Source organism: Actinacidiphila alni (genome assembly GCF_900112845.1).
Classification (GTDB): domain Bacteria; phylum Actinomycetota; class Actinomycetes; order Streptomycetales; family Streptomycetaceae; genus Actinacidiphila; species Actinacidiphila alni.
This window is the reverse complement of the sequence record NZ_FONG01000017.1, coordinates 16460-39399: the sequence shown is the minus strand read 5'-3', so window position 1 is coordinate 39399 and position 22940 is coordinate 16460. Positions and strand designations below refer to the sequence as shown.

At 71.8% G+C, this 22940-nt stretch carries 32 protein-coding genes and 1 riboswitch; of the genes, 16 read left to right on the top strand and 16 right to left on the bottom strand.

The annotated features are described in order from the left end of the window. Positions 1–29: 29 nt before the first annotated feature. Both BM076_RS25060 and BM076_RS25055 read left to right on the top strand, forming a co-directional pair. Positions 30–230, top strand: coding sequence for a hypothetical protein (locus BM076_RS25060; protein WP_093715961.1), 201 nt, complete (start codon positions 30–32; stop codon positions 228–230). Positions 231–306: 76 nt separating this feature from the next. After that, a complete protein-coding gene (locus tag BM076_RS25055) occupies positions 307–723 on the top strand; it encodes a nitroreductase/quinone reductase family protein (RefSeq protein ID WP_245796325.1) in 417 nt (138 codons plus the stop codon). A gap of 57 nt (positions 724–780) precedes the next feature. Here the strand turns inward: BM076_RS25055 and BM076_RS25050 are convergent, their stop codons facing one another. From BM076_RS25050 to BM076_RS25040, 3 genes are read right to left on the bottom strand one after another with little or no spacing between them, the layout of a single operon-like run. Next, entirely contained in the window at positions 781–975 is a 195-nt protein-coding gene (locus BM076_RS25050) for a DUF397 domain-containing protein (protein WP_093715959.1), read from the bottom strand. 17 nt (positions 976–992) lie between these two features. Beyond that, positions 993–1208 carry a DUF397 domain-containing protein gene (locus BM076_RS25045; RefSeq protein ID WP_093715958.1) on the bottom strand — a complete coding sequence of 72 codons (216 nt, stop codon included), beginning with the start codon at positions 1206–1208 and terminating at the stop codon, positions 993–995. After that, positions 1205–2047 carry a helix-turn-helix domain-containing protein gene (locus BM076_RS25040; protein ID WP_093715957.1) on the bottom strand — a complete coding sequence of 281 codons (843 nt, stop codon included), beginning with the start codon at positions 2045–2047 and terminating at the stop codon, positions 1205–1207. Before BM076_RS25040 ends, BM076_RS25045 begins: the two co-directional genes overlap by 4 nt. Positions 2048–2171: 124 nt before the next feature. Here BM076_RS25040 and BM076_RS25035 point away from each other — a divergent pair, with 124 nt between their 5' ends. Then, positions 2172–2606, top strand: coding sequence for an ATP-binding protein (locus BM076_RS25035; RefSeq protein WP_093715956.1), 435 nt, complete (start codon positions 2172–2174; stop codon positions 2604–2606). On the opposite strand, the gene BM076_RS25030 is transcribed toward BM076_RS25035, so the two are convergent. Beyond that, entirely contained in the window at positions 2603–3247 is a 645-nt protein-coding gene (locus tag BM076_RS25030; protein ID WP_093716064.1) for a GNAT family N-acetyltransferase, read from the bottom strand. The two genes, BM076_RS25035 and BM076_RS25030, sit on opposite strands and share 4 nt — an antisense overlap. A gap of 163 nt (positions 3248–3410) precedes the next feature. On the opposite strand from BM076_RS25030, the gene BM076_RS25025 reads away from it, so the two are divergent. Further along, entirely contained in the window at positions 3411–3989 is a 579-nt protein-coding gene (locus BM076_RS25025; protein WP_093715955.1) for an RDD family protein, read from the top strand. 99 nt (positions 3990–4088) lie between these two features. Here the strand turns inward: BM076_RS25025 and BM076_RS25020 are convergent, their stop codons facing one another. From BM076_RS25020 to BM076_RS25005, 4 genes are all read right to left on the bottom strand, one after another. Further along, entirely contained in the window at positions 4089–4301 is a 213-nt protein-coding gene (locus tag BM076_RS25020; protein WP_093715954.1) for a hypothetical protein, read from the bottom strand. Between the two features lie 81 nt (positions 4302–4382). Continuing rightward, positions 4383–5720, bottom strand: coding sequence for an MFS transporter (locus BM076_RS25015; protein WP_177246598.1), 1338 nt, complete (start codon positions 5718–5720; stop codon positions 4383–4385). Then, on the bottom strand, positions 5717–6328 hold the full coding sequence (locus BM076_RS25010) for an ArsR/SmtB family transcription factor (protein ID WP_093715953.1): 612 nt from the start codon (positions 6326–6328) through the stop codon (positions 5717–5719). The genes BM076_RS25015 and BM076_RS25010 overlap by 4 nt, the downstream gene beginning before the upstream one ends. A 248-nt stretch (positions 6329–6576) precedes the next feature. After that, on the bottom strand, positions 6577–7266 hold the full coding sequence (locus BM076_RS25005; RefSeq protein ID WP_093715952.1) for an N-acetylmuramoyl-L-alanine amidase: 690 nt from the start codon (positions 7264–7266) through the stop codon (positions 6577–6579). A 400-nt stretch (positions 7267–7666) separates the two neighbouring features. Next, positions 7667–7838, top strand: a riboswitch (cyclic di-AMP (ydaO/yuaA leader). Between the two features lie 12 nt (positions 7839–7850). On the opposite strand from BM076_RS25005, the gene BM076_RS25000 reads away from it, so the two are divergent. After that, positions 7851–9029 carry a M23 family metallopeptidase gene (locus BM076_RS25000; protein ID WP_093715951.1) on the top strand — a complete coding sequence of 393 codons (1179 nt, stop codon included), beginning with the start codon at positions 7851–7853 and terminating at the stop codon, positions 9027–9029. Between the two features lie 100 nt (positions 9030–9129). Here the strand turns inward: BM076_RS25000 and BM076_RS36195 are convergent, their stop codons facing one another. Then, the gene (locus BM076_RS36195; RefSeq protein ID WP_143120633.1) at positions 9130–9345 is read right to left on the bottom strand and encodes a hypothetical protein; all 216 of its coding nucleotides are present in this window, start codon (positions 9343–9345) and stop codon (positions 9130–9132) included. On the opposite strand from BM076_RS36195, the gene BM076_RS36190 reads away from it, so the two are divergent. Beyond that, positions 9326–9799: a hypothetical protein gene (locus BM076_RS36190; RefSeq protein WP_143120632.1), complete on the top strand. Its 474-nt coding sequence runs from the start codon at positions 9326–9328 to the stop codon at positions 9797–9799. The two genes, BM076_RS36195 and BM076_RS36190, sit on opposite strands and share 20 nt — an antisense overlap. 126 nt (positions 9800–9925) lie before the next feature. On the opposite strand, the gene BM076_RS24990 is transcribed toward BM076_RS36190, so the two are convergent. Then, positions 9926–10753 (bottom strand): hypothetical protein, encoded by an 828-nt coding sequence (locus BM076_RS24990; protein WP_245796323.1) that lies wholly within the window; start codon positions 10751–10753, stop codon positions 9926–9928. Positions 10754–11001: 248 nt separating this feature from the next. Further along, the gene (locus BM076_RS24985) at positions 11002–11304 is read right to left on the bottom strand and encodes a hypothetical protein (RefSeq protein ID WP_093715949.1); all 303 of its coding nucleotides are present in this window, start codon (positions 11302–11304) and stop codon (positions 11002–11004) included. Between the two features lie 270 nt (positions 11305–11574). Between BM076_RS24985 and BM076_RS37685 the strand changes: the two genes are divergently transcribed. The 3 genes from BM076_RS37685 (at position 11575) to BM076_RS24970 (ending at position 13693) form a co-directional block, all read left to right on the top strand. Then, positions 11575–12183 carry a hypothetical protein gene (locus BM076_RS37685; protein WP_245796321.1) on the top strand — a complete coding sequence of 203 codons (609 nt, stop codon included), beginning with the start codon at positions 11575–11577 and terminating at the stop codon, positions 12181–12183. Positions 12184–12269: 86 nt separating this feature from the next. Continuing rightward, complete coding sequence (locus tag BM076_RS24975) at positions 12270–12647, top strand: MerR family transcriptional regulator (protein WP_093715948.1); 378 nt, start codon at positions 12270–12272, stop codon at positions 12645–12647. Positions 12648–12682: 35 nt separating this feature from the next. Beyond that, entirely contained in the window at positions 12683–13693 is a 1011-nt protein-coding gene (locus BM076_RS24970; protein WP_093715947.1) for a zinc-binding dehydrogenase, read from the top strand. Between the two features lie 47 nt (positions 13694–13740). Here BM076_RS24970 and BM076_RS24965 read toward each other — a convergent pair whose 3' ends face one another. Beyond that, positions 13741–14136: a MerR family transcriptional regulator gene (locus BM076_RS24965; protein ID WP_093715946.1), complete on the bottom strand. Its 396-nt coding sequence runs from the start codon at positions 14134–14136 to the stop codon at positions 13741–13743. A gap of 153 nt (positions 14137–14289) precedes the next feature. Here BM076_RS24965 and BM076_RS24960 point away from each other — a divergent pair, with 153 nt between their 5' ends. From BM076_RS24960 to BM076_RS24940, 5 genes are all read left to right on the top strand, one after another. After that, a complete protein-coding gene (locus BM076_RS24960; RefSeq protein ID WP_093715945.1) occupies positions 14290–15051 on the top strand; it encodes an SDR family oxidoreductase in 762 nt (253 codons plus the stop codon). A gap of 51 nt (positions 15052–15102) precedes the next feature. Beyond that, positions 15103–16188: a PfkB family carbohydrate kinase gene (locus BM076_RS24955; protein ID WP_245796320.1), complete on the top strand. Its 1086-nt coding sequence runs from the start codon at positions 15103–15105 to the stop codon at positions 16186–16188. Beyond that, positions 16185–17519 (top strand): histidine kinase, encoded by a 1335-nt coding sequence (locus BM076_RS24950; RefSeq protein WP_093715943.1) that lies wholly within the window; start codon positions 16185–16187, stop codon positions 17517–17519. The genes BM076_RS24955 and BM076_RS24950 overlap by 4 nt, the downstream gene beginning before the upstream one ends. After that, a complete protein-coding gene (locus tag BM076_RS24945; protein WP_093715942.1) occupies positions 17516–18187 on the top strand; it encodes a response regulator transcription factor in 672 nt (223 codons plus the stop codon). Before BM076_RS24950 ends, BM076_RS24945 begins: the two co-directional genes overlap by 4 nt. Before the next feature lie 106 nt (positions 18188–18293). Beyond that, entirely contained in the window at positions 18294–19397 is a 1104-nt protein-coding gene (locus tag BM076_RS24940) for a hypothetical protein (RefSeq protein ID WP_177246597.1), read from the top strand. On the opposite strand, the gene BM076_RS24935 is transcribed toward BM076_RS24940, so the two are convergent. The 3 genes from BM076_RS24935 to BM076_RS24925 are packed head-to-tail and all read right to left on the bottom strand — an operon-like array spanning position 19299 to position 20882. After that, positions 19299–19844: a GNAT family N-acetyltransferase gene (locus BM076_RS24935; RefSeq protein WP_093715941.1), complete on the bottom strand. Its 546-nt coding sequence runs from the start codon at positions 19842–19844 to the stop codon at positions 19299–19301. The genes BM076_RS24940 and BM076_RS24935 overlap by 99 nt on opposite strands. Beyond that, the gene (locus BM076_RS24930) at positions 19834–20037 is read right to left on the bottom strand and encodes a DUF397 domain-containing protein (RefSeq protein WP_093715940.1); all 204 of its coding nucleotides are present in this window, start codon (positions 20035–20037) and stop codon (positions 19834–19836) included. The genes BM076_RS24935 and BM076_RS24930 overlap by 11 nt, the downstream gene beginning before the upstream one ends. Further along, the gene (locus tag BM076_RS24925) at positions 20034–20882 is read right to left on the bottom strand and encodes a helix-turn-helix domain-containing protein (protein ID WP_093715939.1); all 849 of its coding nucleotides are present in this window, start codon (positions 20880–20882) and stop codon (positions 20034–20036) included. The genes BM076_RS24930 and BM076_RS24925 overlap by 4 nt, the downstream gene beginning before the upstream one ends. A 197-nt stretch (positions 20883–21079) precedes the next feature. Here BM076_RS24925 and BM076_RS24920 point away from each other — a divergent pair, with 197 nt between their 5' ends. Together BM076_RS24920 and BM076_RS24915 are read left to right on the top strand one after the other, a co-directional pair. Then, positions 21080–21745 (top strand): ATP-binding protein, encoded by a 666-nt coding sequence (locus BM076_RS24920; protein WP_093715938.1) that lies wholly within the window; start codon positions 21080–21082, stop codon positions 21743–21745. Then, the gene (locus BM076_RS24915; RefSeq protein ID WP_093715937.1) at positions 21729–22049 is read left to right on the top strand and encodes a hypothetical protein; all 321 of its coding nucleotides are present in this window, start codon (positions 21729–21731) and stop codon (positions 22047–22049) included. Before BM076_RS24920 ends, BM076_RS24915 begins: the two co-directional genes overlap by 17 nt. A gap of 2 nt (positions 22050–22051) precedes the next feature. Here BM076_RS24915 and BM076_RS24910 read toward each other — a convergent pair whose 3' ends face one another. Further along, positions 22052–22837, bottom strand: coding sequence for a restriction endonuclease (locus tag BM076_RS24910; RefSeq protein WP_245796319.1), 786 nt, complete (start codon positions 22835–22837; stop codon positions 22052–22054). Between the last annotated feature and the right edge of the window lie 103 nt (positions 22838–22940).

The following is a 22940-nucleotide window of genomic DNA, read 5'->3' as shown; positions in this document are numbered from 1 at the left end:
ACCCGGGCCGCGCGGGGCAGGCTGGTGACATGGACACTCCGCCGATCACCGTGCATCCGCCGGGCCCCGGCGGCGGGCGCCGCGTCACGATCCGCGGCACCGACGTGGGCCGCGCCCACCGCATCGCCGACCTCGTGGAATTCCTCCGCCGGGCCGGCCTGGACGACGTCGAGGTCGAGCAGACGGATCTCATCCAGTGGCTCGGCGGCGGCGCCGATACGTGGGCGTAGCCGTCCGTGCCTGGGTAGGTTCGGACCCGAGGTCACGCCCAACGGGGGCGTCCGCGATTTCTGGAGGACCGGGCCGGTGTCCGAGGCAACCGAGCGAGTCGAGCGCAATCAGTTAGTCATCAACCAGTTCCGCGCCAACGGAGGCGTCCTCGGCGGCGGTGGGCTCCCCATGCTGCTGCTCACCACGACCGGCGCCCGCACCGGCCGCCGCCTCACCTCTCCGATGGCCTACGCCACCGACGGCGACCGCCTCATCGTCTTCGCCGCGAACGGCGGCCGCCCGCAGAACCCGAACTGGCTCCACAACCTCCGGGCTGCGCCCGATGCTCACGTGGAAGTCGGCACCGACTCCTTCGACGTCAGGGCCACCATCACCGAGGGCGCCGAACGCGACCGCCTCTGGGCGGCCCAACTCCGTACGGCCCCCTTCTTCGCCGATTTCCAGGCCCGCGCCGGCCGCACCATCCCTGTGGTCGCCTTGACCCGCGTCTAGCCCATACGCCGGCCCCGCCGCCCGAGAGGTGGACGGCGGGGCCGACGTCTCTTCGGCTCAGCTGGGGAAGTGTCCGGCCCGTACGTCGGTGATGAAGTCCGCCCAGGCGGCGGCGGTGAAGGTCAGGGCGGGGCCCTGGGGGTCTTTGGAGTCGCGTACGGGGGCGGTGCCGGGGATGTTGACGGCGACCTCGACGCAGTCGCCGCCGTTGTCGCTGCTGTACGAGGACTTGCGCCAGGTCACAGTGCTCATACGCGCTCCCTGTGGGTTCAGCTGGTGGGGAACTTGCCCGACCGCACGGCGGTGATGAACGCCGCCCAGGCGGCGGTGGAGAAGATGAGAGCCGGGCCCTGGGGGTCCTTGGAGTCGCGTACGGGCGCGTGACCGGGCACGTTGACGGCGACTTCCACGCAGTTGCCGCCGTTGTCGCTGCTGTACGAGGACTTGCGCCAGGCGAGGACGGGCAGGCTGTCGGCGTTGCTCATCTGTTCAGTTCCTTCATGGTGATCCGGATCAGGTCCAGCGAGTCACTTGGTGACAGAGCCACTGCGGTGAGCAAATCATAGGCCCGCAGCGCTCCCTTGACCTCGGCCGGATCAGCGACGATCTGGCCCTGCGCGAAGCTGTCGGCGTAGACCACGTCGGGGCCCTCGTCCATCGAGAGTATGGCGAACGGACCAGCCAGCCCGGCGTGCCCGCCGGCCGCGTAAGGCACCACTTGGATCACCGTGCTCGGCGTTTCGGCCGCCTGGAGCAGCTTGGCGAGTTGGGCGCCGAACACGTCGGCCGTGCCCACGCGCACCCGCAGCACGTTCTCGTGCAGGATCACCCAAAGGTCGGGCGGATCGGGCCGGTTGAGGATGCGCTGACGCTCCATCCGGGCGGTGAGCAGGTTGTCCACGCGCTGCGTGCCCAGGCGCAACCGGCCCGCTTCCATCACCGCGCGCGCGTATTCGGGCGTCTGGAGCAAGCCTGGGACGACTTGCACCTCGAACGACCTGATGGAAGCCGCCGCGGCCTCCAGGTCCACGAACGGTCGGAACCACGACGGGTACGCGTACCGGATCACCAGCGGCCACAGCCGCACGAACCGCCCGTTGGAGTGCGGGAACGCACGGTCGCACGACTCCGCGAAGTCCAGCGCGGGCATGCGGTCGCCCGCCTCGATCTTCGCCACGAGCGAGTAGCCGCAGCTCGCCAGCTTGCCCAACTCGCTTCGTGACATGCCCTGTCGCTCGCGTTCGAGCTTGACCTCGTGGCCGAAGTGTTTGAGGGGGGAAGTCGAGGTGTCGTCCGGGTCCGTGTTCTCGGTCTCAGCACTCATAGGGGCTTTCCGCGCTGTCTGGACAGTTGCTTCTGTCTCACCGGTGGCTCTGTCACTCACTGTCGCCACTAGCCAGGCTAGGAGTAACCAGTCACCGACGTGACCGAAACCGGAAGGTCAGCCCATGCAACACACCCTCACGGAGCCGGCGGCAGCCCTCCGCCTCTGGCCCGCCGCCGAGGCGTCCGTCGCCCCGGCGCGGCACTGGCTCGTCCGGACGCTCACCGCGTGGGAGCTGCCCCAACTGGCCGACGCGGCAACCCTCGTCCTGTCCGAGCTCCTCGCGAACGCGATCCAGCACGCCGACCGTTCGGCGGACGCCGTCGTCGGCAGCGAGATCGGCGCCCGATTCCTCCGGCTGCCGGACGGGGCCGTCCGCATCGAGGTGCACGACGTGTCGGTGAAGGCACCGGAATTACGCCCCGCCGACCCCGCGTCGCTGGACGAGCACGGCCGCGGCCTGCTGCTGGTGGACGCCCTCACCGAGGGCAACTGGGGCGTGAGCGAGCGCGACGGCATCGGCAAGCTCGTGTGGGCCCATGTCGGCGCCGCCGGCTAGCCGATGCCCAGGACGGGCAAGCACGCCTCGACGCCGGAGAGTTCGATGTCGTCGCGGCGCGACCGTTCCCACACCTCACGGGTGAGGCGCCACCGCTGGATGAGGGCCGGGGCACCGCGGCGGGTGTCCCAGTCGGTGCCGTTGGCCTGGTAACCGAGGCCGCGGGAAACGGCGTTGGAGGCCGCGTTGTCGAAGAAGGCGTCGCTGCCCGCCTCTTTGGCGCCGAGACCGGCGAAGGCCAGGTGCAGGACGGCGGCGCGCATTTCCTTGCCGAGGCCCCGGCCGCGGGCGCCTGGCGCGAGCCAGGAGAAGCTGGAGACGGTGCCGAAGCGCGTGAAATTGCTCGCGGTGAGGTCCTGCATGCCGACCGGCTCACCGTCGAGGACCACCGCGAAGTACAGCCGCCAGGCGTCCGGGCCGACCCGGCCGCGGCCGGTCCAGACCGAGCGCAGCCAGCGCCACTCGCGCTCCGGGCTGTCGGCGTAGAACGAACTCGGGTCGTCGAACGGCCACGGCTCGCCGTCCGCGATCCCGGCCCGCACGTGCGGCACGAGCCGTTCCAGCAGGTCGTCGGTCGCGCCCGCCAGGGTGAGGCGCGGCGTGCGGATCTCGACGTTCAGCGGGGGATACGTGTGGGCCATGGTCCGGACGCTAGCCAGGCCGTCCGGCGGCCGCATCCCGATTTCCCGCCGCCGCGAGCACCTGCCCCGGACGGGGCCCGGAGCTTACATATACGGATACGGCGCGAAAACGTTGCACCCACAGCCTTGTCCGTGCCCGGTCACAGCCGCTGTACTGGCCCGCATGAGCGACAGACAGCCACCCCCGTACGACGGTGCCTCCGGCGGGCAGTCGGGTCCGTGGCAGCACGACCCGGCCGGACAGACCCCCGACCCCTACAGTCAGCAGAACCCGTACGGGCAGGGCGGCGGCATACCCTCCTACCCCGGCGGCGGCCAGCCGGACCAGGCGGCGTACGGCCAGCAGCCGACCGGGATGCCGCCGCTGGCCAACTGGGGCGAGCGCGCGGGCTCCTACCTGATCGACAGCCTGATCGTCGGTGTGCCGTACGCCGTCCTGCGCTTCGGCATCGGCGGCATCGCGGGCACGCTGCTGGGCGGGCTGGTCGGCCTGGTGGGCGCCGTGTGGCTGTCGTACATGGACGGCACCACCGGCCAGACCCCCGGCCGCAAGGTGGTCGGCACCCGGCTGCTGCGCGAGGCCGACGGCCAGATCGTCGGCTTCGGCACGGCCTTCGGCCGCCGCCTGCTGCACATCCTCGACGCCCTGCCCTGCTACCTCGGCTTCCTGTGGCCGGCGTGGGACGAGAAGAGGCAGACCTTCGCGGACAAGATGGTCCACACCGTCGTCATCAAGCCCTGATCCCCCCCTGATCCCCTGACGGCCTGACGGGCGGCACACCGACGGCCCTGGGCACGATGCCCGGGGCCGTCGGCGTATGCGCTGCGGTGGCCGCGGATCTCAGCGGTACCAGGTCTGCCGAGGAGCCTGCTCAGTCGCGGGCACCGGTCGCGCGAACGCTGCCCGGAAGGCGTACCAGGACGCCACAGCCGTAGCCACGCCGGGCGGAATCAGCACCAACGTGTGCAGGCTGCGTACGCTCCCGACGAAACTCATGACGGCCATGACGGCCATGAGCACACCGAGCGCCACGAACCCGATCTTCTTTCCCATGTGATTCCCCATGCGATCCCCCCTCGGACCGTCGGATCAACGGTCAGGCGGACAGCATGCCCTACGTGGGTCGCCGCGGGCCTAGGAGGCCGCCGCTTCCGTGACCGCGACCGCTTTCGTGACCTCGACGTCTTCCGTGACCTCGGCCGTCGTCGGGCGCGGCCGGGCGGCCGCGAGGGCATCCTCCACGCGGTGGTTGGTGGTGAGGGAGGCGGTGACGAAGGTCATCGCCATCAGCAGGGCGGAGCCGACGAGGAAGGGCGCGCGCAGGCCGTAGGAGGAGGCGAGGAAGCCGCCGAGGAGAGCGCCGAGCGGGGCCGCGGAGACGGCGAGCAGGCGGGTGACGGCGGTGACGCGGCCCATGAGTTCGGCCGGGACGATGGACTGGCGGACGGTCGCGCCGAGCACCATCGTCGCGCCCATCGCGGCCCCGAGGACGGCGAGGCAGCAGCCGGCCGGGACGGCGCCGGGGGAGACGGCGAAGCCGAGCAGCGCGAGCCCCTCGACGGCGGCGGTCGCGGTGAGCGCGCCGCCGGTGCCGAGCCGTTCGCCGATCCGCCCGGCGAACGTGGACCCCGCGAGCCCGCCGACGGCCTCGCAGGCCAGCAGCAGACCGTAGCCGGACGACGAGATGTGCAGCCGCTCGTGCGCGAAGAGGACGAGGACGCCCTCACCGGCCATGAAGGCGATGTTCCCGATCGCGGGCCGCAGCGCCAGCCCGAGCAGCACCCGGTGGTGGAAGACGTACGACGCCCCGGCCCGCGCCTCGGCCCAAATGCCGCCGCGCGCACCGTCCTTGGCCTTGTCCGATGCCTCGGCGCGCTTCGGCCCGGCCGGCAGCGTACGGATGAGGATCGCGCTCAGCGCGAAGGACAGCGCGTCCAGCGCGAAGGGCACCGCCCGCCCGATGGTGAACAGCACACTCCCGGTCGGCGGTCCGACAAAGCCCTCACCGGCCGAAGTGGTGGCCTGGAGGCGGGAGTTGGCGACCCGCAACCCCGCGGGCTCGCGGCTCAGCAGCTCCGGGATGTACGCCTGCGCCGCCGTGTCGAACAGCAACTGCCCGGTGCCGAGCAGGAAGGCGACGCCGACGAGCAGCGGAATGCTGAGTACGTCGAAAGCCGCCGCGACCACCGGCACCGCCAGCAGCACCGCGCGCCCGGCGTCCACCGTCCACATCGTGCGCTGCCGGTCCCAACGGTCCACCAGCGCACCGCCGATCAGCCCGAACAGCAGCCACGGCACCAGCGCGGTCGCCGCCACCAGGCTGAGCGTGAACGGGTCGTGCGTCAGTGACGACGCGAGCAGCGGCAGCGCCGCCAGATAGACGCCGTCGCCGAGCCCGGACACCCCGGAGGCCGCCCACAGCCGCAGGAACGCCGGCGGCAGACCGCCCGTTACTTTCTGAATCCCCGTCATATCCCCTGCTCCCCGTTGGTGTTGCCCTCTTCGTCGCGCTCTTCGCCGTCCGCGGTGTCCTGCCGCACCGGCCCGGCGTCCTGCGGCCGGAAGAAGGCCACCGCCAGCTCGGCGTCCCCCTCCTCCGGCTCGCTCGCCGCACCCAACTCGTCCATCAGCGCCGTCAGCCGGTCCGCGAACTCGGCGAACTTCGCCGCCCCGATCCGCGCGTGCTGAAGGCGCACGACCCTGGCCGGGTCGGCGGGCGCCGCCTCCAGGTCGGCCAGCGCGTGCCGCATCAGCACGTCCGGCTGGCCCTGCCCGGGATCCGGCAGCTCGATCTGCCGCGACGTCGGCGCGTAATACCGCTCGGTGACCCCGCGCACCTTCCGCGTGCGGACCACCTTGATCACTCCGGCCCGCTCCAGCACCCGCACGTGGTAGCTCGAACTGCCCTTCAACAAGCCGAGCTTCTCCGCGACCTGACTGATCGTCGCGGGCCCGTCCCGCAGCAGCCGGATGATCCGGTGCCGCACCAAATTGTTGACGGCCCGCAACTGCTCGTCCGTCGTGAGCCGCACGACGTCCTCGACGCCCTCGGCCGGTTCCTCGGGTCCTTGTGGCTGCATGCCAGTAATGGTCAACGACTCTTGACCATTCTGTCAACGCCCATGACAACGGCCCCGCTGCCGGGAAGGGCAGCGGGGCCGTGGAAGGACGGTTCGAGGGGACTTTTCAGGGGCGCGGGGAACTGCGCGCGCAACCGACGCGTGCCAGCGGCCCAAGAACCCACCCCCCCCCGTGGGGCAGACGGGTGGTAGCGGATCACCGCCCCGGTGGGGGCCAAGCTCGAATCGAGCGACCCGCCCGGAGGGTGTCACGTGCCGTTGACCAGCCTGATGTACCGCACCCAGTCCCAGTACGGCCCAGGATCGGTGTGATCGGTCCCGGGCACCTGTACGTGCCCGATGATGTGGTTGCGGTCCATCGGTATCGCGTACTTGAGGCAGATCTCCCGGGTGAGCGCCGCCGAGGCGTGGTACATCGCCGTCGTGAAGTACGCGGGCTGGTCGACCCATCCCTCGTGCTCGATGCCGATGCTGCGCGTGTTGTAGTCCCAGTTGCCCGCGTGCCACGCGACGTCGTGCTCCCGTACGCACTGGTCGATCGCGCCGTCGCCGGACCGTACGACGTAGTGCGCCGCCGCCGCGTGCGAGGGGTCCTGGAAGAGGCGGATCGTGTCGGTGAACGTCTCCTGGGTGACGTGGATCACGACCATGTTGATCGGATACGTCGAAGGGCGGTTCGCGGCCGTGTAGTTGCTCGTGCTGGCCGGGGCCCAGGTGGCGCCCGGGTAGTCCACGGTGGCGGCCGAGGCGCGGCCGATCCCGGAGGTCAGGTCGGCGGCGACGCCGACCGCCGCCGCGGCGCCGAAGGCGAGGCCCCCGCGCAACAGTGAGCGGCGGGTCGGGGGCGCGCCGGGGGTGCCGGCCGTCCCGGTGTGCGTCCCGGTGTCCGTCAACGAGCGTGCGGGTTCGGGTGCTTGGTGCTCGTCGGCGCGCGCCATGAAGGCTCCCTCGTGGTCGTGGATCGGGCGGGGTGGGGCGAGTTGGAGCGGACGAGTGCATGACAGAAATGCGGGCCTGCTCATGGTGCGGCCGGGCTACGTGACCTGCCAAGGGATTCACGAATTGGCAGAGGTCCACACCGGTGGCGCCGCCGCCCCGTACCGCCACCGTACGCTGACCGTCCGTAGTCACGCCGTCCCCCTGTGGATAACGGCGGATAACAACTGACACACACTCACATCACCGCCCGGCCACATCCGGTGCCGGTTTTACCCGTACTACGCATGCCGTGACCGTTTGGTTCCCGACGTCAACTCTTGGATTCGGCTTGGAAAACGCCTCCGGCTCTATTAACGTTCGATAACGCAGCGCGGTCGTCACCACCGCCACAGAGGCGGCACCGCGCGCTTGCCGAATCCCGTCCGCGGGAACCGGGGACCCGACCTTTCGCACGTCGCAGTCAGGCGTACGGGAGGGGATCCATGGGGTGAATCGGGCAGCCGTCAGGCCCGTAGGAGACCTTCCTGCTCCGAACCCGTCAGCTAACCCGGTAGGCGAGAAGGAAGGAAAGGAGTGCGCCCGAGTGGCGTCCAACCAGCCTGCCTACGCTCCTGCTCCGGCGGCCCCCGCGGCCGAGCCCCCCGCCGGGTGGGACGACTGGAATTCCCCCGATTCCGTTGCCGGATACGGGATTTCCGCCGCCTCTGGTCCCGCCGGTTCTTCCGGCCCCGATTCCGGCCCCGATTCCGGACTCGCCTCCGGTGAGAACCGGCACCGGCTGCCCCGCCAGCGCGGCATGGCCCGCGGTTCCGCCGTGCTCGGCGTCGCCGCGATGGCCGCCGTGGGCGCCGGCGGTGTGGCCGCCGCCGCGGACGCCGTGCCCGCGCCGATAGCGGTCCCTGACCTCCCGGAGCAGCCCGACCTCCCCGACCTGCCGAAGGTCTCCGCACCGCCCTCCGTACCGTCCGCCGTCCCGGTCCTCGGGGACCTCTTCGGCTCCGCTGCCCCTTCTCCGTCCACTTCCACGGACGCGGGCACGAACTCGGACGCGGGTACGGGTGCGGTGCCGGCCGCCGACACGGCGGCGACGGTCGTGGAGGACACGGCGGCCACCCCGGTCGCCGCCGACCCCGGCGAGGCCCTGCGCGCCCGCATCCTCGACCAGGCCACGCGGCAGAAGGACGCCGCGGCGAAGGCCGAGCGCGAGGCGGCCGAGCAGGCCGCCGCCCAGCAGGCCGCCCGCGACGCCGCCGCGCAGAAGGTGCGCGAGCAGGCCGCCGCGGCCAAGGCCGCCGCCGAGGCGAAGGCGAAGGCCGACGCGGAGGCCGCCGCCAAGGCCGAGGCCGAGCGGCTCGCCAAGCTCGCGGCGTCGTACATCAAGCCCGTCGCCTCGTACACGCTCACCGCCGGCTTCGGCGAGGTCAGCTCGCTGTGGGCCAACACCCACACCGGCCTGGACTTCGCCGCCCCCACCGGCACTCCGGTGCACGCGGTCCACAGCGGCACGGTGACCTCGGCCGGCTGGGCGGGCTCGTACGGCTACCGCGTGGTCCTCACCCTCGACGATGGCACGGAGCTCTGGTACTGCCACCTCTCCACCATGGTCGTCACCTCCGGCAAGGTCACCACCGGCGACACCATCGGCCGCGTCGGCGCCACCGGCAATGTCATGGGCCCGCACCTCCACCTCGAGGTCCGCCCGGGCGGCGGCGCCCCCATCGACCCGGCCCCCTGGCTCCGCGCCCACGACATCGCCATCTGATCCCTGCGCACCCCCCTGGATCACCCCTCCGCGAACCACCCCTCCGCAAACCCCGGCGGCCCTGGCGACTCCCCCCCGACGCCAGGGCCGTCGGCATGTCTCAGACGTGCGTCCAGCGGTTGTAACTGCCGTCCCGCTCACACTTGATCACCGCGCCGTGCGCGTCATGCGTCGTCAGCCCCAAATGCGCCTTCTTGCAGAACTGGCCCGCCGCGTAATGGTTTCCGCTCGGCGCGAGGATGTCCCCGCTGTCCGGCGGGGGCGCCACGGTCGGCTTGTGCGTGACCGGCTTGTGCGTGACCGGCTTCGGCGTCACCGGCCGGTGCGTCGTCGGCCTGGGGGCCGGCTTCGTCGTCGTCACGACGGGCTCGGGCGCCTCGGTCGTGGTCGGCGGCGCGGTGGTCGGGGCGGTGGTCGGCGGCGCCGTCGTGGGCGCCTCGGTCGTCGGGGCGACCGTCAGCACGACGCTCGGTGTCGGTGACGTACTCGACGTACTGGCCGCTACGACCTCGCCGGAAGCCCCGTCGTCCTTCCCGGAGTTGCCGCCCCCGCACCCCACCGCCAGCACGGCCAGCAGCACGGCCCCCACCGCGGCCCCGGCCCGCACCCGTATCCCCCCGGGTGCCCGCCGCCCGCCCCTCGATCTCCCCGAATCCACCATGTCGTCGCTCTCCCCCCTGCTTGATGCTGCTCGATCCCCGCCCGATACGTACGCGGGTACGTATCTGACCACCGACGGGTGCCCGGGGATGTACGCCGACCGGAATTGACCGTTCCCGACGCCAAGTGATCGGAGCACCGGTCCCACGGGCACCGGCCGCCCCGCGGGGCCCCAGCCGCGCCGGTGCGTATGCGTGAGGCGGCGGAGAGGCTGGGGCCCAGGATGCCGGTCGCGGTCAGTCCGCCTCGCAGGCGTCCTGGGGCAGCGCGGTCGAGGGCGTCGTGCTGAGGGTGGCTTCGTCGCTGCGGGCCACGACGACCGTGGGGGCCGGGCGGCGGCGCCAGGGGGTGAGGCGGGGCGGCCGGGGGAGGGGGCGGCTGTGGAGGAGGCCGAGGACGAGGGCGGTGCCGACGGCGATGAGGTGTTCGCGGCCCGCGAGATTGGGGACGGCGATGGATTCCCAGACCATCGAGCCGCCGGTGAGCGCGAAGACGATTGGGGCGCGGCGGACGACGGAGATGTAGGTGAAGAGGCCGACGACGGCGGCGGACGGCCCGGTGTCGAGGACGGCGCCGGCCTCCGGCGGAAGGCCGAACCGCCACGAGTCGGGCCCGATCGCGATCATCACGCGGACGGTGAGGGTCCCGGCGAGGGTGGTGACGTACGCGATCAGCAGCGTACGGAACCGGCCGAGCACCAACTCGGCGAGCGCGAAGGCGAGGAAGAGCTGGGTGATCCCGGCCCAGACCGGCAGGTCGAGCGCGGGGACGTAGAGGGAGACCGGCGTCCGCAGCAGTTCAAGCCACAGCGGCAGGCTGCCGTAGACCCCGCCGAGGACGCGTACGGCGGTGGCGCCGGCCTGCCGCTGGGCCAGGTCGTGGAAGAAGATGACGCCGGAGGCGGCGATGGCGGCGAGCAGCAGCGCGGACGGCCCGCGCCGGAAGAGCTGCCGTACGGGATCGGCGATGATGCCCTGCCACTCGCGGTACAGCGTGCGCCAGACGAACCGGGCCGTCGCCGCGCCTGCGCGCAGCGGATACGCGTAGAGCTCCCGCCGAGTCACGTTCCCCCCTCTCCGCGGTCGTCTCCTCGTGCGACCCGTCCGGTTGCCGCTACCTCACAGGACGCACACAGGCCCCACGAGGTTGACCGGCGCCCGTCGATCACGGGCGCCGGCCGGTGCCGGTACGGCTGCTGGTGCCGGTACGGCCACCGGCGTGCGTCGGTACGGCCACCGGGCCGGCGGTGTCGGTACGGCTACCGGTGCCGGTACGGCCACTGGCCTCGGTACGGCCACTGGCGTTGGTGCGGCTACCGGTGCCGGTCGCTCACGGCCCAGGACGCGGCGGCGACCGCGGTCGCGACGGTGAAGACCGACGGCCAGGCGCCGAGCCTGCGGGCCAGCGGGTGCGAACCGGCGAAGGCCGCGACGTACGTGGTGGTGAGCGCGGTCGCGACGACCGGGCCCGAGCGGGCGTGCCAGTCGCGGGCGGCGAGAGTGCCCGCCGCGGCGAGCGCGACACCGCCGAGCGCCCGCTTGCGGGTCCAGCGGGCGACGCCATAGCCGCCGACGAGCCCGCCGGCCGCGACCACACTTGCCGGAATCCCTGCCATGCCGTCCTCCTGGTCGTCGCACTGGTCTCGTACTGGTCGTACTGGTCCCGCGCTGATCTCGTACTGGTCGTCGTCGCGCCGGCCCGGTGGGAGCCGCCGCTCGGCTCCGAGGCTAACCCTCGCCCCTCGCGTCGCCCTCGGCGGGCACGCCGTCACCGTCCCGGGGCGGGATCCGTGGGAACCGTTCCCCCGGATCCTGCGTGACCTCCTGTTGATGTGTCGTGACTGTGCGGCGACTGTGAACCGGCGAGGCGACCGGAGGGGGACCGGATGAGTACGCGAACGGTGACGCGGATGATGGCTAGGACGACGACCCGGGTGACGGCGGGCGTGGCCGTGGCGGCGTGCGTGGTGCTGGTGGCGAGCGGGTGCGGCCCGAAGAAGTCGACGCAGAGCGAGGGTTCGCACACGCCCACCGCCACGGCGACTTCGCGGACGTCCGCGTCGCCCACCCCGACCGCGACCACCCCGTCCGCGACCCCGTCGGCCACGGCGCCGTCCACCGCGCCGGCCGGCGGTGGGCACGCGCCCAGGACGAAGGCGGGCGCGATCCAGCGGTACGAGCAGTTCCTCCACGCCGTCGGCCGCGAGGACCTCGACACGGTCTGCGACGTGGCCGGGCCCGCCGCGAAGAAGGCGGAGGACGAGGGGCTCGGGCCGTGCCGGTCGACGTTCCCCGTCACGTTCAAGATGATCTCGCCCCCGCAGAAGAAGGCCCTGCGCAGCGCGACGGTCGATCCGGCGCGCGTGGTCGTGGAGACGCCCGACAAGATCGAGATGCCGGCCGACTCGGTCCGCGCCTCCGTCACCTTCACCGACAGCGAGATCGGCAGTTCCACGCTGGAGTACCTCAAGAACGACTGGTACATCACGGACTGACCGTGGACCGGCCGCGGAACGGCCAATGGACCGGCTGTGGACCGGCCGCGGAATGCCCGCGCGGCAGGCGGGCGTTGGCGCCGTACATGAGGATCGGTGAGGCAGCCCGGCTGAGCGGCACGACCGCGAGGTCGCTGCGCCACTACGAGGACGAGGGCCTGATCGTGCCCGGCCGTCACAGCAACGGCTACCGGGATTACTGCCGTTCGACCGTCGACCGGGTCCTCCTCGTCCGCGCGCTGCTCGAATCCGGCCTGCCCGTACGGCTGATCCGGCAGGCGCTGCCGGGTCCCGACGACCCGGACGGCCGTCGCCCCGCGTGCACCGATGCGGAGTTCTTGCGCGAGGTACGGGCCCACCGCGACCGGCTCGCCGCCCGCGTCGCCGCGCTGTCCGCCCAACAGGCCGCTCTCGACGCGTATTTGAGGGATTCGGGAATGGGGGATTCCGGCGCGGGCGCTTGACCCTGCCGCAAGTGTCAGGCTTCTACGGTCCGGCCATGGACCACGACAGCGGAACACCGACCATGCGCGCCCTCGTACAGCTCTCGCGGCGCGGACCGCGCGACCTGACGCTCGTCGAGGACGCGCCGCGCCCGGTCCCGGGGCCGGGCGACTACCTGATCCGCGTCACCGCCGCCGGCCTCAACTTCGCCGACGCCATGCGGGCGTACGGCCGATACGGGGACGGCCCGTGCCCGCCGTACGTGGCGGGCTTCGAGGCGGCGGGCGAGATCGTCGGCGCGGGACCCGGGATCGCGGACCCGTTCCCGCCCGGCACCCACGTCATCGGCACGGGACCCGGAGCCTTCGCCCCGTACATGACGATGCCCGCGGTGGGCGCGCTGCCGGTGCCGCCCGGCCGGCCGGACGCCGCCGCGCTCGGTACGGTCCTCAACTGGGCCACCGCCCTTGCCGCGTTGCGCCCCCTGGGCGGCCTCGCGGCGGGCGAGACCGTCCTCGTCCACGCGGCAGCGGGCGGCGTCGGCCATGCCGCCGTACGCCTCGCCCGCCACTACGGCGCCCGCGTCCTGGCCACCGCCTCGCCCGCCAAGCACGGTACGGTCGCGGCCCTCGGCGCCGACGCCGTCCTGGACGCCACGTCACCCGAACTCGCCGCCGACATCATGGAATTGACGGACGGCGCCGGGGTCGACCTCGTCCTGGAATCGGTGGGCCGCGCCACCTTCCCGGTCAGCCTGACCGTCGCCAAACCCTTCCTCGGCCGCGTCGTCGTCTACGGCGCCGCGTCCGGCGACGCCACCGTCACCACCCACGAGCTGGTCTTCACCCACCGGGTCCAGCTCAAGGGCCTCCACATCGGCGCCCTCGCCACCGAACTCCCGTCCCTCTACCGTTCGTTGCTCGACGAGCTGGACGTCCTGACCGCCGCCGGTGTCCGGCCGCCCGGCGGCCCCGCCGTCCATCCGCTCGCCGACGGCCCTGCCGTCCTCACGGCTCTCGCCGCCGGGCGCACGGAGGGCAAGCACGCTCTCGACCCGTGGAGGTGAGGGGAGTTGGGGCTCGCTTACGGGCCCGCAGACCCGGGCCTGCGGGCTTACGGATCCGCCGGCTTCCCCTCTTCCCGGGCGGCGCATTCGGCCGGCGCGGACTCCGCCCGTACGGCCAGGCCGATCAGCTCGTCGAGCCGGTCGCACACCGTGGTCAGATCGTCGATCTGCGTCCGGAGCCGGTCGCGTTCGTCCCTGAGCCGCTGCGTCATCCGGGGCGTGGCGACGAGGGTGTCGAGGAACGGCAGGATCTGCAGGATCGTCCTGCTGTTCAGCCCGGCCGCGTAGAGCAGCTGGATGAACCGCACCCGCTCCACCGCCGACTTCGGATACCGCCGGTGACCGCTCGGCATGCGCTCGGCCACGAGCAGCCCCTGCTCCTCGTAGTACCGCAGCGCGCGCACGCTCACGCCCGCACCGCGGGCGACCTCTCCGATCCGCATACGACCTCCCGCCCGTCCGACTCGGGCCTCCCGCCCGGTCGGACTCGAACCTTTCCCCCCGGGCTGACCCGGACCTCGCGCCCGGTCCGACGTGGACATCCCGCCCGATCCGACTTGAACCTCACGCCAACGTCAGGTTCTAGCGTACGTGCCATGGACATCCACGGAGCCACCGCGCTCGTCACCGGAGCCAATCGCGGCATCGGCCGCGCCCTCGCCGCCGAACTCCGCCGGCGCGGCGCGAAGGTCTACGCGACCGCCCGCCGCCCCGAGGCGATCGACCTCGACGGCGTCGAGACCCTCGCCCTGGACATCACCGACCCCGCGGCCGTGGCGGCGGCCGCCCGTACGGCACACGACGTCGACCTGCTCGTCAACAACGCCGGAATCGGCGGCGGCCTCCTGCTCGGGGACCTGGCCGCCGTCCGCGCCACCCTGGAGGTGAACCTGTGGGGCACGCTGTCCATGGCCCGCGCCTTCGCGCCGGTCCTGGCCGCCAACGGCGGCGGCGCCATGCTGAACATCGCGTCCTCCGCGTCATGGTTCGTCTTCCCCGGCAGCAGCGCGTACGCCGTCTCCAAGGCCGCGGTCTGGAGCATGGGCAACGCCCTGCGCCAGGAACTGGCCGCCCAGGGCACCGCCGTCACCTCGGTGCACCTCGGAGCGGCGGACACCGACATGACCAGGGGGCTCGACGTGCCCAAGGTGGCCCCGGCCGACGTGGCCCGGCGCGCCCTCGACGGCGTGCGGGACGGGGCGTACGAGGTCGTCGTCGACGAGTTCGCGGCGATGGTCAAGGAATCGCTGAGCGCCGATCCGCGCGACTTCGAGCGGCGTTTCCAGCAGCTCCTCGTGGACACCGCTTCGACTCCGGCCTCCGTCTCCGCCTCGGCCTCCGCTTCCACTTCCGACTGACGCGCCTGCGCCGGACGCCCGGCGCGCGGCGGGGCGCGGCACCATGGGCGGGTGACGCGAGATCCGGAGGACGTGACAGGGGACCCGACCGTACGCGGCGGACGCCGCCCGCCGCGCGGCCTGTTCGTCGGGCTCACCACGCTCGACATCATCCAGCTGGTCGACCACGTGCCCGCCGCGAACGAGAAGGTCACCGCCCGCGCGCAGACCGTCGCCGCGGGCGGCCCGGCCGCCAACGCCGCCGCGGCTTTCAGCCATCTCGGCGGCGAGGCCACCCTGCTCACGGCGGTCGGCGGCCACCCGCTGGCCGCGGGCGTCACCGCCGACCTGGCCCAACTCGGCGTCCGCGTCGTGGACTTGGCCGCCGACTCCGATGCGCCGCCCGCCGTCTCCTCGATCCTCGTCACCGCCGCCACGGGCGAGCGCGCCGTCGCGTCCCTCAACACCACCGGCCGGCCCGTCGCCGTACCGCCCGGCCCGTACGTGGCGGAGCTGGTCGCGGGCGCCGACGTGGTCGAGTGCGACGGCCACCACATCGGGCCGGCCATCGCCGTCGCGCGGGCGGCCCGTACCGCCGGGCGGCGTACCGTCCTCGACGGCGGGAGCTGGAAGCCGGGGACGGAGGAGCTGCTGCCGTTCATCGACGTGGCCGTCTGCTCGGCGGACTTCCGGCCGCCTGAGGCGTCAACTCCCGCTCAGGTGCTGGACTTTCTGGCGTCCTCCGGTGCCGGGGTCCCGTGGGCCGCCGTCACGCACGGCGGCGACCCGGTGGTCTGGGCCGGGCCCGGGGGCGCCCGCGGCGAACTGCCCGTCGCCCCCGCCGCCCGTATCGCCGACACCCTCGGCGCGGGCGACGTCCTGCACGGCGCCCTCGCGTACGTCCTCGCGGCGCCTCCCGCCGACCCCCTCACGGCTGACCAGCTCACGGCCGACCGCCGCACAGCCGACCAGCTCACGGCCGACCGCCTCACGGCCGACCGTCTCACCGGCGGCCGCCTCACGGCCGGCGCCTTCCGTACGGCCCTGGCGTACGCCTCCGCCGTGGCCACCGCCTCCTGCGCCTCCTTCGGCACGCGCGCCTGGATGCGCGAGGGCTCCCCGGTCCCGCACCCCGCCACCCCTACGCTCGGGGAATGACCGCCGCCGACCCCCGTACCCACCTCCAGGACACCCCGTGGCGCCGCACCGCCCGCGACCTGGCCGTGGACGCGGCCACGCTGTGCTTCGCCGTCCTGGTCGGCATGGTGGTGTACGGGATCGCCGCCGCGCACGAGGACCGGCCGGTGTGGATGCAGGCCGTCGACCTGCCGCTCGGCGCGCTCGCCTGCCTGTCGCTGTGGTGGCGGCGCCGCCACCCGATGGCGGTCGCGCTGCTGGCCGTGCCGGCGCTCGCGATGTCCAACAGCGTGTTCGGCGCGGGCATGGTCATCACGGCGAACCTCGCGCTGTACGAGCCGCCGCGCCGCGCGCTGCCGGTGCTCGGCCTGTTCGTGGCCGCGTCCGTGCCCGACGCGCTGCTGCTGTCCGACCCGCACCACGCCGACTGGACGGCGGCGGCCTTCTCCGTCACGTACTACCTGGTCTTCTTCGCCTGGGGCAGCGCCCTGCGCTCGCGCCGCCAACTCCTCGTCCGGCTGCGGGCGGACGCGGAACGGGAGCGGGCCGACGCCGAGCGGCAACGCGCCGACGCCGAGCGGGAACGTCAGGACGCGATCCGTGAAAGGGCGGACGCGATCCGTGAACGGGCCGAGCACGCCCGCCGCCTCGCCGACACCCGCCGCGCCGAACGCACCGCCATCGCAAGGGAGATGCACGACGTGCTCGCGCACCGGATCTCGCTGCTGTCGATGCACGCGGGCGCGCTCGCGTACCGCATGAGGGGCGACGGGGGAGGCCCGGCTCTCGACGCCGCCGAGGCCGAGGAGAGCGTCCGCGTCATCCGCGACAACGCCCACCAGGCGCTGGAGGAACTGCGCGAAGTGCTGGTGGTGCTCCGCTCCGACGACTCCCCGAACGGCCCGGCGCCCACCGCCCCGCAGCCCCGGCTCGCCGACGTCGCCGCCCTGGTGACGGAGGCGCGGGCCGCAGGCCAGTCCGTGGACTTCCGCGACGACACCGAGCCCTCCGCCGTCGCGGGCCTGCGCCCGCAGCTCCAGCGGACCGCGTACCGCGCCGTCCAGGAGGCGTTGACCAACTCCCGCAAGCACGCGCCCGGTTCGCGGACGACCGTACGGCTGAGCGGCACTCCCGGCGCGGACCTCGTCGTGACGGTCGCCAACTCGCTTCCGCCGGGGCCGGATTGCCGTCCCCGTACGCCGACGGGGGTGTTGCCCGGCGCCGGCGCCGGGCTCGTCGGCCTCGGCGAGCGCGTCTCGCTGGACGGCGGCACCCTCGAACACGGCGCCGCGGACGGCGTGTTCACCGTACGCGTCCGGCTACCGTGGCCCGCGAGCGAGGTGAGCCGGTGAACGAGAGCACCGTCCGCGTCCTGCTGGTCGACGACGACCCGCTGGTCCGCGCGGGCCTGAAGATGATGCTGCGCGGCGCCGACGGCATCGAGGTCGTCGGCGAGGTCGCGGACGGCGCGGCCGTACCCGGCGCCGTACGGCAGCACCGCCCCGACGTCGTCCTCATGGACATCCGCATGCCCGTCATGGACGGCATCACCGCCACCCGCGCGCTCACCGGCCGCGACCCGGCGCCCCAAGTCATCGTGCTGACCACCTTCGGCGCCGAGGACACCGTCCTGGAGGCGGTACGGGCCGGCGCGGCGGGCTATCTGCTCAAGCACACCGAGCCCGAGGAGATCGTCGCCGCCGTCCGCCGCGCCGCGCACGGCGACCCCGCGCTCTCGCCCGACGCGGCCCGCGCCCTCATCGCCCACGCCGCCTCGGCCTCCACCGCCTCCGCCTCCGACACCCGGGCCGAGGCCGCCAGGGCCCGGCTCGCGGGCCTCTCCGAACGGGAACGGGCCGTCGCCGCGGCCGTCGCGGAGGGCCTGTCCAACACGGAGATCGGCGCCCGGCTGCATCTGTCGGTGGGCACGGTGAAGGTGCATCTGTCGAGCGCGCTCGGCAAGGCCGGGGTCGAGAACCGGATCCAGCTGGCGCTGCTGGCGCACGACGCAGGGGAGTAGGGGGGAGCTTTTCCGGCCGACCGGCCAAGGGGGTCTGGCCGACCGGCCAACGGGTCCGGCCGATCGGCCGAGGCCGCGGCGCCGGGGCGTGCCTAGCGTCGGGAGCATGCCTTCAAGGACATCGCCGACGGGCGCGAAAGCGGAACGGACCGCCGTTTCCGCGCCCCGGCCATACCACCGGATCCGCCTCGCCCTGGCCCTCTTCTTCCTCGCACCGCTCATCGGGGAGTATCTGCTCGGCAATCAGCCGCTGACGGCGCTGCCGTTCGTCCTGCTCCTGGCGCCGATGTACGGCGGCGGCGCCGTACTGATCCGCGAGGTCACCCGCAGGGCCGGCCGCGGCTGGCCGACGATGATCGTGCTCGCGTCGGCGTACGCCCTGGTCGAGGAGGGCCCCATCGACCAGATGCTGTGGAATCCGCACTACGGCGGCTACGACATGGCCGGCGCGTACGCGGGCACGTACGTCCCCTTCCTCGGCACCAGCCTCGGGATGATCCAGGACGTGCTGGCCATTCACACCGTGTGGAGCATCTGCGTCCCGATCGTCCTCGTCGAAACCTTCGCACGCGACTCGTACCAGGCCGGCGGCCCCCGCCCCTGGCTCGGCGGCCGGATCGGGCTGCCCCTGGTCGCCCTCGCCTTCCTCGCCGACTCCGTCTTCCTCTCCTACGAGCAGCAGCACAGCGAGCACTTCATGGCCTCGCCCGCACAGCTCATCGGCTGCGGCGCCGTCATCCTCGCCCTGATCGCCGTCGCCTTCCGCCTCCCGGCCCGCCCCACCCCGCACGCCGGCCGCACCGTCCCCCGCCCTCGTACGGTCGGCGCCGTCGCCTTCGCCGCGGCCTCCTTCCACTGGGCCCGCGGCGGCCTGCTCCCGTCCGGCGTCCCCGACTGGTACGACAGCGCCCTCTGGCTCCTGGTCGCCGCCGCCTTCGTCACCCTCACCCTGCGCTGGACCCGCAGCCCCGCCTGGACCCCCGCCCACCGCCTGGCCCTCGCGACCGCCGCCGTCCTCACCTACATCTGGGTCGGCTTCACCCAGTCCCCGTCCCTGGACACCCCGCTCCCCACGGCCCTGACCGGCAGTGCCCTCTTCTCCCTGGCCGCCCTACTCCTCCTCCACCGCGCCCACCGCACCCTCACCCGCTCCGCGGCCCGGGACCGTACCCCGTTCCATGCACACCAGGCGGTCCCGCGCGTCCCATGACTCCACGACGCGGAACCCCAGCCGCTCATAGAGCGCGACGGCCCCCGTCCGCCACTCCCACACCGACAGCCGTACGGTGCTGACGCCGCTCGCCGCCGCATGCTCGATCGCCGCCCCGACCAGCCCGGACGCGACCCCCCGCCCCCGGAACTCCGGCTCCGTCCACAGCCTCTTGATCTCCGCGCGCCCGCCGTCCGGCGCGGTCACCACCACGCACCCCACCGCGGCGCCCCCACTCACGGCCACCAGCACCGCATCCCCCCGGAACGCCGCCCCGGGGTCCACGACCTCCCCCCGATACCTCTCCGGCAACTCCCCCACACCCACAACGGCCCTCCCCTTCTCGGCCTCGGTCCGCAGGTGATAACCCGCCAACAACCGCCCCACCCCACCGTCGTCACCGGGCCCGCCCCCGGCCCACCGGACGATCGCAAGCTCACCCCTCATCGACCAGCTCACCACCCCGTACCTCCCGCAGGAACGCCCCCCAGGCATCCCGCGAAAACCCAAGCACGGGCCCCTCCGCATCCTTTGAATCCCGCACCAGCAGCCCGTCGCCGCTGACCGCGACCTCGACGCAATCGGTGTTTGCGCCACCGCTGTATGAGGACTTGAACCATTTCCTGCGGTTGGCGGTCACAGCATCTCCTCGCGGGCTTTGAGGATCGATGCTGTGGAATCGGCTGGGCCGAGGGCTTGCGCGCGTAGGTAGTCGAAGGCTCGGCGGTAGGTATCCAATTCGTCTTCCTTCTCCATGAACAGAGCGCCGGTGTGGATGTCAAGGTAGACAACGTCCAGCGACGGTTCGGCGCCTCCGATGATGACGAAGCTGCCCATGGCCGAGGCGTGCGCACCGGTAGAGAAGGGGAGGATCTGCACGGTGATGTTGGGCGACTCCGCACACGATGCGAGATGCGTAAGTTGATCCCGCATGACGGCTGGCCCACCTACGACGCGACGGATGACGGACTCGTCCAGGACAGCCCAGATGTGCGGAGGATCGACTCGATCGAGGATCCCCTGTCGCTTGAGGCGGATCGTGACCTGTCGTTCCGTTTCAGCGGCCGACAGTCGCATCTCCGAAGCGTGGAGAACCGCCTCCGTATATCCCCGGGTCTGAAGCAGGCCAGGTACGTAGACGGTAGCGAAGTGGTCCTCGCGGGTAGCCTCGTCTTCCAACGTCAGCAGCAGGTTCAGCGTCTCGGGGAGCGGGCCGGACAGGGACCCCCACCAGCCTTGCTCTTTTGCAGACTTCGCCCACTCGACCACTGCCCGGCGTTCGGCCTCGGTCGCGTCGTACTCACGGCACAGTGCGTCGACGATCGGCCACTTGACCGGGCCTTCCTTCGTCTCGTACCGGCTCACCGTCGCCTTGGATACGCCGACACGCGTCCCGGCCTCTTCCAACGTCATGCCCTTGCGCTCGCGCAGCTTGCGCATCGTTGCGCCCAACTGGCGGCGACGAGTGGTGGGCCCAGATGTCATGCTGCCGCGCCTCGTTCCTGTGCTCGATGCCAGGACGAGGCTATGTCGTGGGGCAGTTGGCGATCTACCGAATCTCTTGGGAGGAGTTTTCATGAGAAGTTACACGAAGAAACTTCTCAGTGGCATACTCGTACTCGGAGCGCCACCAGGCGCACACACCATGTGACTGCCTTGCTGTGAGAAGAGGCTGCCTCCTCATGTACGACTGCCCGCCCATTCGTCCGTCCCGCCGCTGCCTTCTTCCGTTCGAGGCCGATCCTCAGGTCGTGGGTGAACTACGCCACCTCGTCGGCTTACATCTGGCCACCTGGGATGCCGCTCACCTCATCGAAGCCGTGACTCTGGCCGCCTCGGAATTGGCGACCAATGTCATCCGTCACGTAGGTGCGGGCACGCCCGCTGCCCTGGTCCTTGAATCCCGCGAGGACGCCATCCGACTCGAAGTCCACGACACCGGCGGCGCCATGCCCCACGCCGGGCACTCCCGGCCCGAAGACATCGACGGCCGCGGCTTGACTCTTGTCTCCGGCGTCTCCACCGGCTGGTCCGCCTTCCCCACGCCGACCGGCAAGACGGTCTCCTGCGAATTCGCTCGCTCTACCGACCAACGCCGGCACAATCCCTACGCTGTCCGGGGAGCCGAGGCCGTCGAACGCTACGTCCTCCGACGCACTACACCCGATACCGCGTCTTCGGCTGCGCTCCACGCCGCCGACTCCCTCACCGTGGACCTCATCGCCGACCTCCTCCACTGGCTCGCGGCCAACGGCCGTGACCCGGACACCGTTCTCGACCACGCACAGATGCGTTTCGAGGCCGAAACCCAAGGAGAGCCGGACCCGACCAATGATCCCCTCGGTTGACCAACTCGCCGCCATCAGCGCGGACTTCACCGACACCGTGGCCACGTGGAGCGATTCCTTTTGCCTGGAGCCACTCCTCACCACCGCCCACGAGCACGGCGTGCTCCGGGACGTCTGGATCTATCAACTCCTTGACGACCGAGACATCATCCTGATCTCTGTGGAAGTCGTCCCGGCCACCTTCGCTCACACCATGCCAGTGAACTGGCGCGACATCAGACCGGACGCCGAGAAGCGAGGAGTGGACGCCATCGGGCATGTACTGGAACGACTCAACACACTGGCGCAGGCCGCGCTCAGTTGAGATCACTGTTCGATCTGGAACCCCATCCCATCGGGGTAGACCACCGCGATAGATGCGGTTGAGCAGAGATCGATGAGGTCTTGCCGTGGACGAGTGGGCAGCAGCATGGCGAGGGAGGGCGTGGGGGCGATGAATCGGCGATAGTCGAAGAGTTGGCCCAGCGCCATCCTGACGGCCTCCCTCGCAACCGAACCTTTGGCCTCGATGAGGACGTTGTCCGTGACATCGAAGAGATCGGTGAAGAGGGGCCTCTGGTCGCCTGACGGGATGATCTTCTTCCGTGTGACTGTGTGCCCTAGACCGGACAGATGGCGTTCGTAGTTGGCAGCCAGTGCAGCTTCCCGGCGCTCGGCTTCACGGGGCTCAGCACTCGGGTTGACCGTCATCCGCTCGGTGTTCCGCTGCTCTGTCGAGACATCCTCCACGATGTTCTGCGCGACAGGGGTATGAGCGATGGTCGGTCCCTGGTGGGGGATAGCGGCGACGGGGTGCAGGCGGAACATGATCACGCTTCGGATGTCCCCGTTGGTGTCGGGAGCATCCGTTGTGTAGTACGGCCTTTCCTTGTCGACGACGAATTCTCCGCGATAGGCAACGACACTTCTCGCTACCGTTTCCCAGAGGCGTAGGGTGCGGCCATCCTTGACGTGTTCGAGGATCGCCTTGTTTCCCTTGGTGAACTGCTGGTCGCCGGTCTGGCCTTCGCCGGAGTAGTAGTAGCAGCCGTCAGCGCCCCACCCATCGAAGTAGCCGTGTCGGTGCCCCCGTGTGGGGTCGGTGAAAAGCATGACGGAGGGAGTCGTACGGCTGGGGCAGATGCCGCCCTGTCGGCTGCCGCCGTAGATGTCATGAGCTTCTGTACGTCTGAGTTCCGCTCCTACGACGACGTCC

What these genes read in the sequence shown, in the direction of transcription:
- BM076_RS25060 (WP_093715961.1), top strand. Translation starts at nt 30, where the DNA reads ATGGACACTCCGCCGATCACCGTGCATCCGCCGGGCCCCGGCGGCGGG.
- BM076_RS25050 (WP_093715959.1), bottom strand. Translation starts at nt 975, where the DNA reads ATGAGCACTGTGACCTGGCGCAAGTCCTCGTACAGCAGCGACAACGGC.
- BM076_RS25045 (WP_093715958.1), bottom strand. Translation starts at nt 1,208, where the DNA reads ATGAGCAACGCCGACAGCCTGCCCGTCCTCGCCTGGCGCAAGTCCTCG.
- BM076_RS25040 (WP_093715957.1), bottom strand. Translation starts at nt 2,047, where the DNA reads ATGAGTGCTGAGACCGAGAACACGGACCCGGACGACACCTCGACTTCC.
- BM076_RS25035 (WP_093715956.1), top strand. Translation starts at nt 2,172, where the DNA reads ATGCAACACACCCTCACGGAGCCGGCGGCAGCCCTCCGCCTCTGGCCC.
- BM076_RS25030 (WP_093716064.1), bottom strand. Translation starts at nt 3,247, where the DNA reads ATGGCCCACACGTATCCCCCGCTGAACGTCGAGATCCGCACGCCGCGC.
- BM076_RS25025 (WP_093715955.1), top strand. Translation starts at nt 3,411, where the DNA reads ATGAGCGACAGACAGCCACCCCCGTACGACGGTGCCTCCGGCGGGCAG.
- BM076_RS25020 (WP_093715954.1), bottom strand. Translation starts at nt 4,301, where the DNA reads ATGGGAAAGAAGATCGGGTTCGTGGCGCTCGGTGTGCTCATGGCCGTC.
- BM076_RS25015 (WP_177246598.1), bottom strand. Translation starts at nt 5,720, where the DNA reads ATGACGGGGATTCAGAAAGTAACGGGCGGTCTGCCGCCGGCGTTCCTG.
- BM076_RS25010 (WP_093715953.1), bottom strand. Translation starts at nt 6,328, where the DNA reads ATGCAGCCACAAGGACCCGAGGAACCGGCCGAGGGCGTCGAGGACGTC.
- BM076_RS25005 (WP_093715952.1), bottom strand. Translation starts at nt 7,266, where the DNA reads ATGGCGCGCGCCGACGAGCACCAAGCACCCGAACCCGCACGCTCGTTG.
- BM076_RS24985 (WP_093715949.1), bottom strand. Translation starts at nt 11,304, where the DNA reads ATGGCAGGGATTCCGGCAAGTGTGGTCGCGGCCGGCGGGCTCGTCGGC.
- BM076_RS37685 (WP_245796321.1), top strand. Translation starts at nt 11,575, where the DNA reads ATGAGTACGCGAACGGTGACGCGGATGATGGCTAGGACGACGACCCGG.
- BM076_RS24975 (WP_093715948.1), top strand. Translation starts at nt 12,270, where the DNA reads ATGAGGATCGGTGAGGCAGCCCGGCTGAGCGGCACGACCGCGAGGTCG.
- BM076_RS24970 (WP_093715947.1), top strand. Translation starts at nt 12,683, where the DNA reads ATGGACCACGACAGCGGAACACCGACCATGCGCGCCCTCGTACAGCTC.
- BM076_RS24965 (WP_093715946.1), bottom strand. Translation starts at nt 14,136, where the DNA reads ATGCGGATCGGAGAGGTCGCCCGCGGTGCGGGCGTGAGCGTGCGCGCG.
- BM076_RS24960 (WP_093715945.1), top strand. Translation starts at nt 14,290, where the DNA reads ATGGACATCCACGGAGCCACCGCGCTCGTCACCGGAGCCAATCGCGGC.
- BM076_RS24950 (WP_093715943.1), top strand. Translation starts at nt 16,185, where the DNA reads ATGACCGCCGCCGACCCCCGTACCCACCTCCAGGACACCCCGTGGCGC.
- BM076_RS24940 (WP_177246597.1), top strand. Translation starts at nt 18,294, where the DNA reads ATGCCTTCAAGGACATCGCCGACGGGCGCGAAAGCGGAACGGACCGCC.
- BM076_RS24935 (WP_093715941.1), bottom strand. Translation starts at nt 19,844, where the DNA reads ATGAGGGGTGAGCTTGCGATCGTCCGGTGGGCCGGGGGCGGGCCCGGT.
- BM076_RS24925 (WP_093715939.1), bottom strand. Translation starts at nt 20,882, where the DNA reads ATGACATCTGGGCCCACCACTCGTCGCCGCCAGTTGGGCGCAACGATG.
- BM076_RS24920 (WP_093715938.1), top strand. Translation starts at nt 21,080, where the DNA reads ATGTACGACTGCCCGCCCATTCGTCCGTCCCGCCGCTGCCTTCTTCCG.
- BM076_RS24915 (WP_093715937.1), top strand. Translation starts at nt 21,729, where the DNA reads ATGATCCCCTCGGTTGACCAACTCGCCGCCATCAGCGCGGACTTCACC.
- BM076_RS24910 (WP_245796319.1), bottom strand. Translation starts at nt 22,837, where the DNA reads ATGCTTTTCACCGACCCCACACGGGGGCACCGACACGGCTACTTCGAT.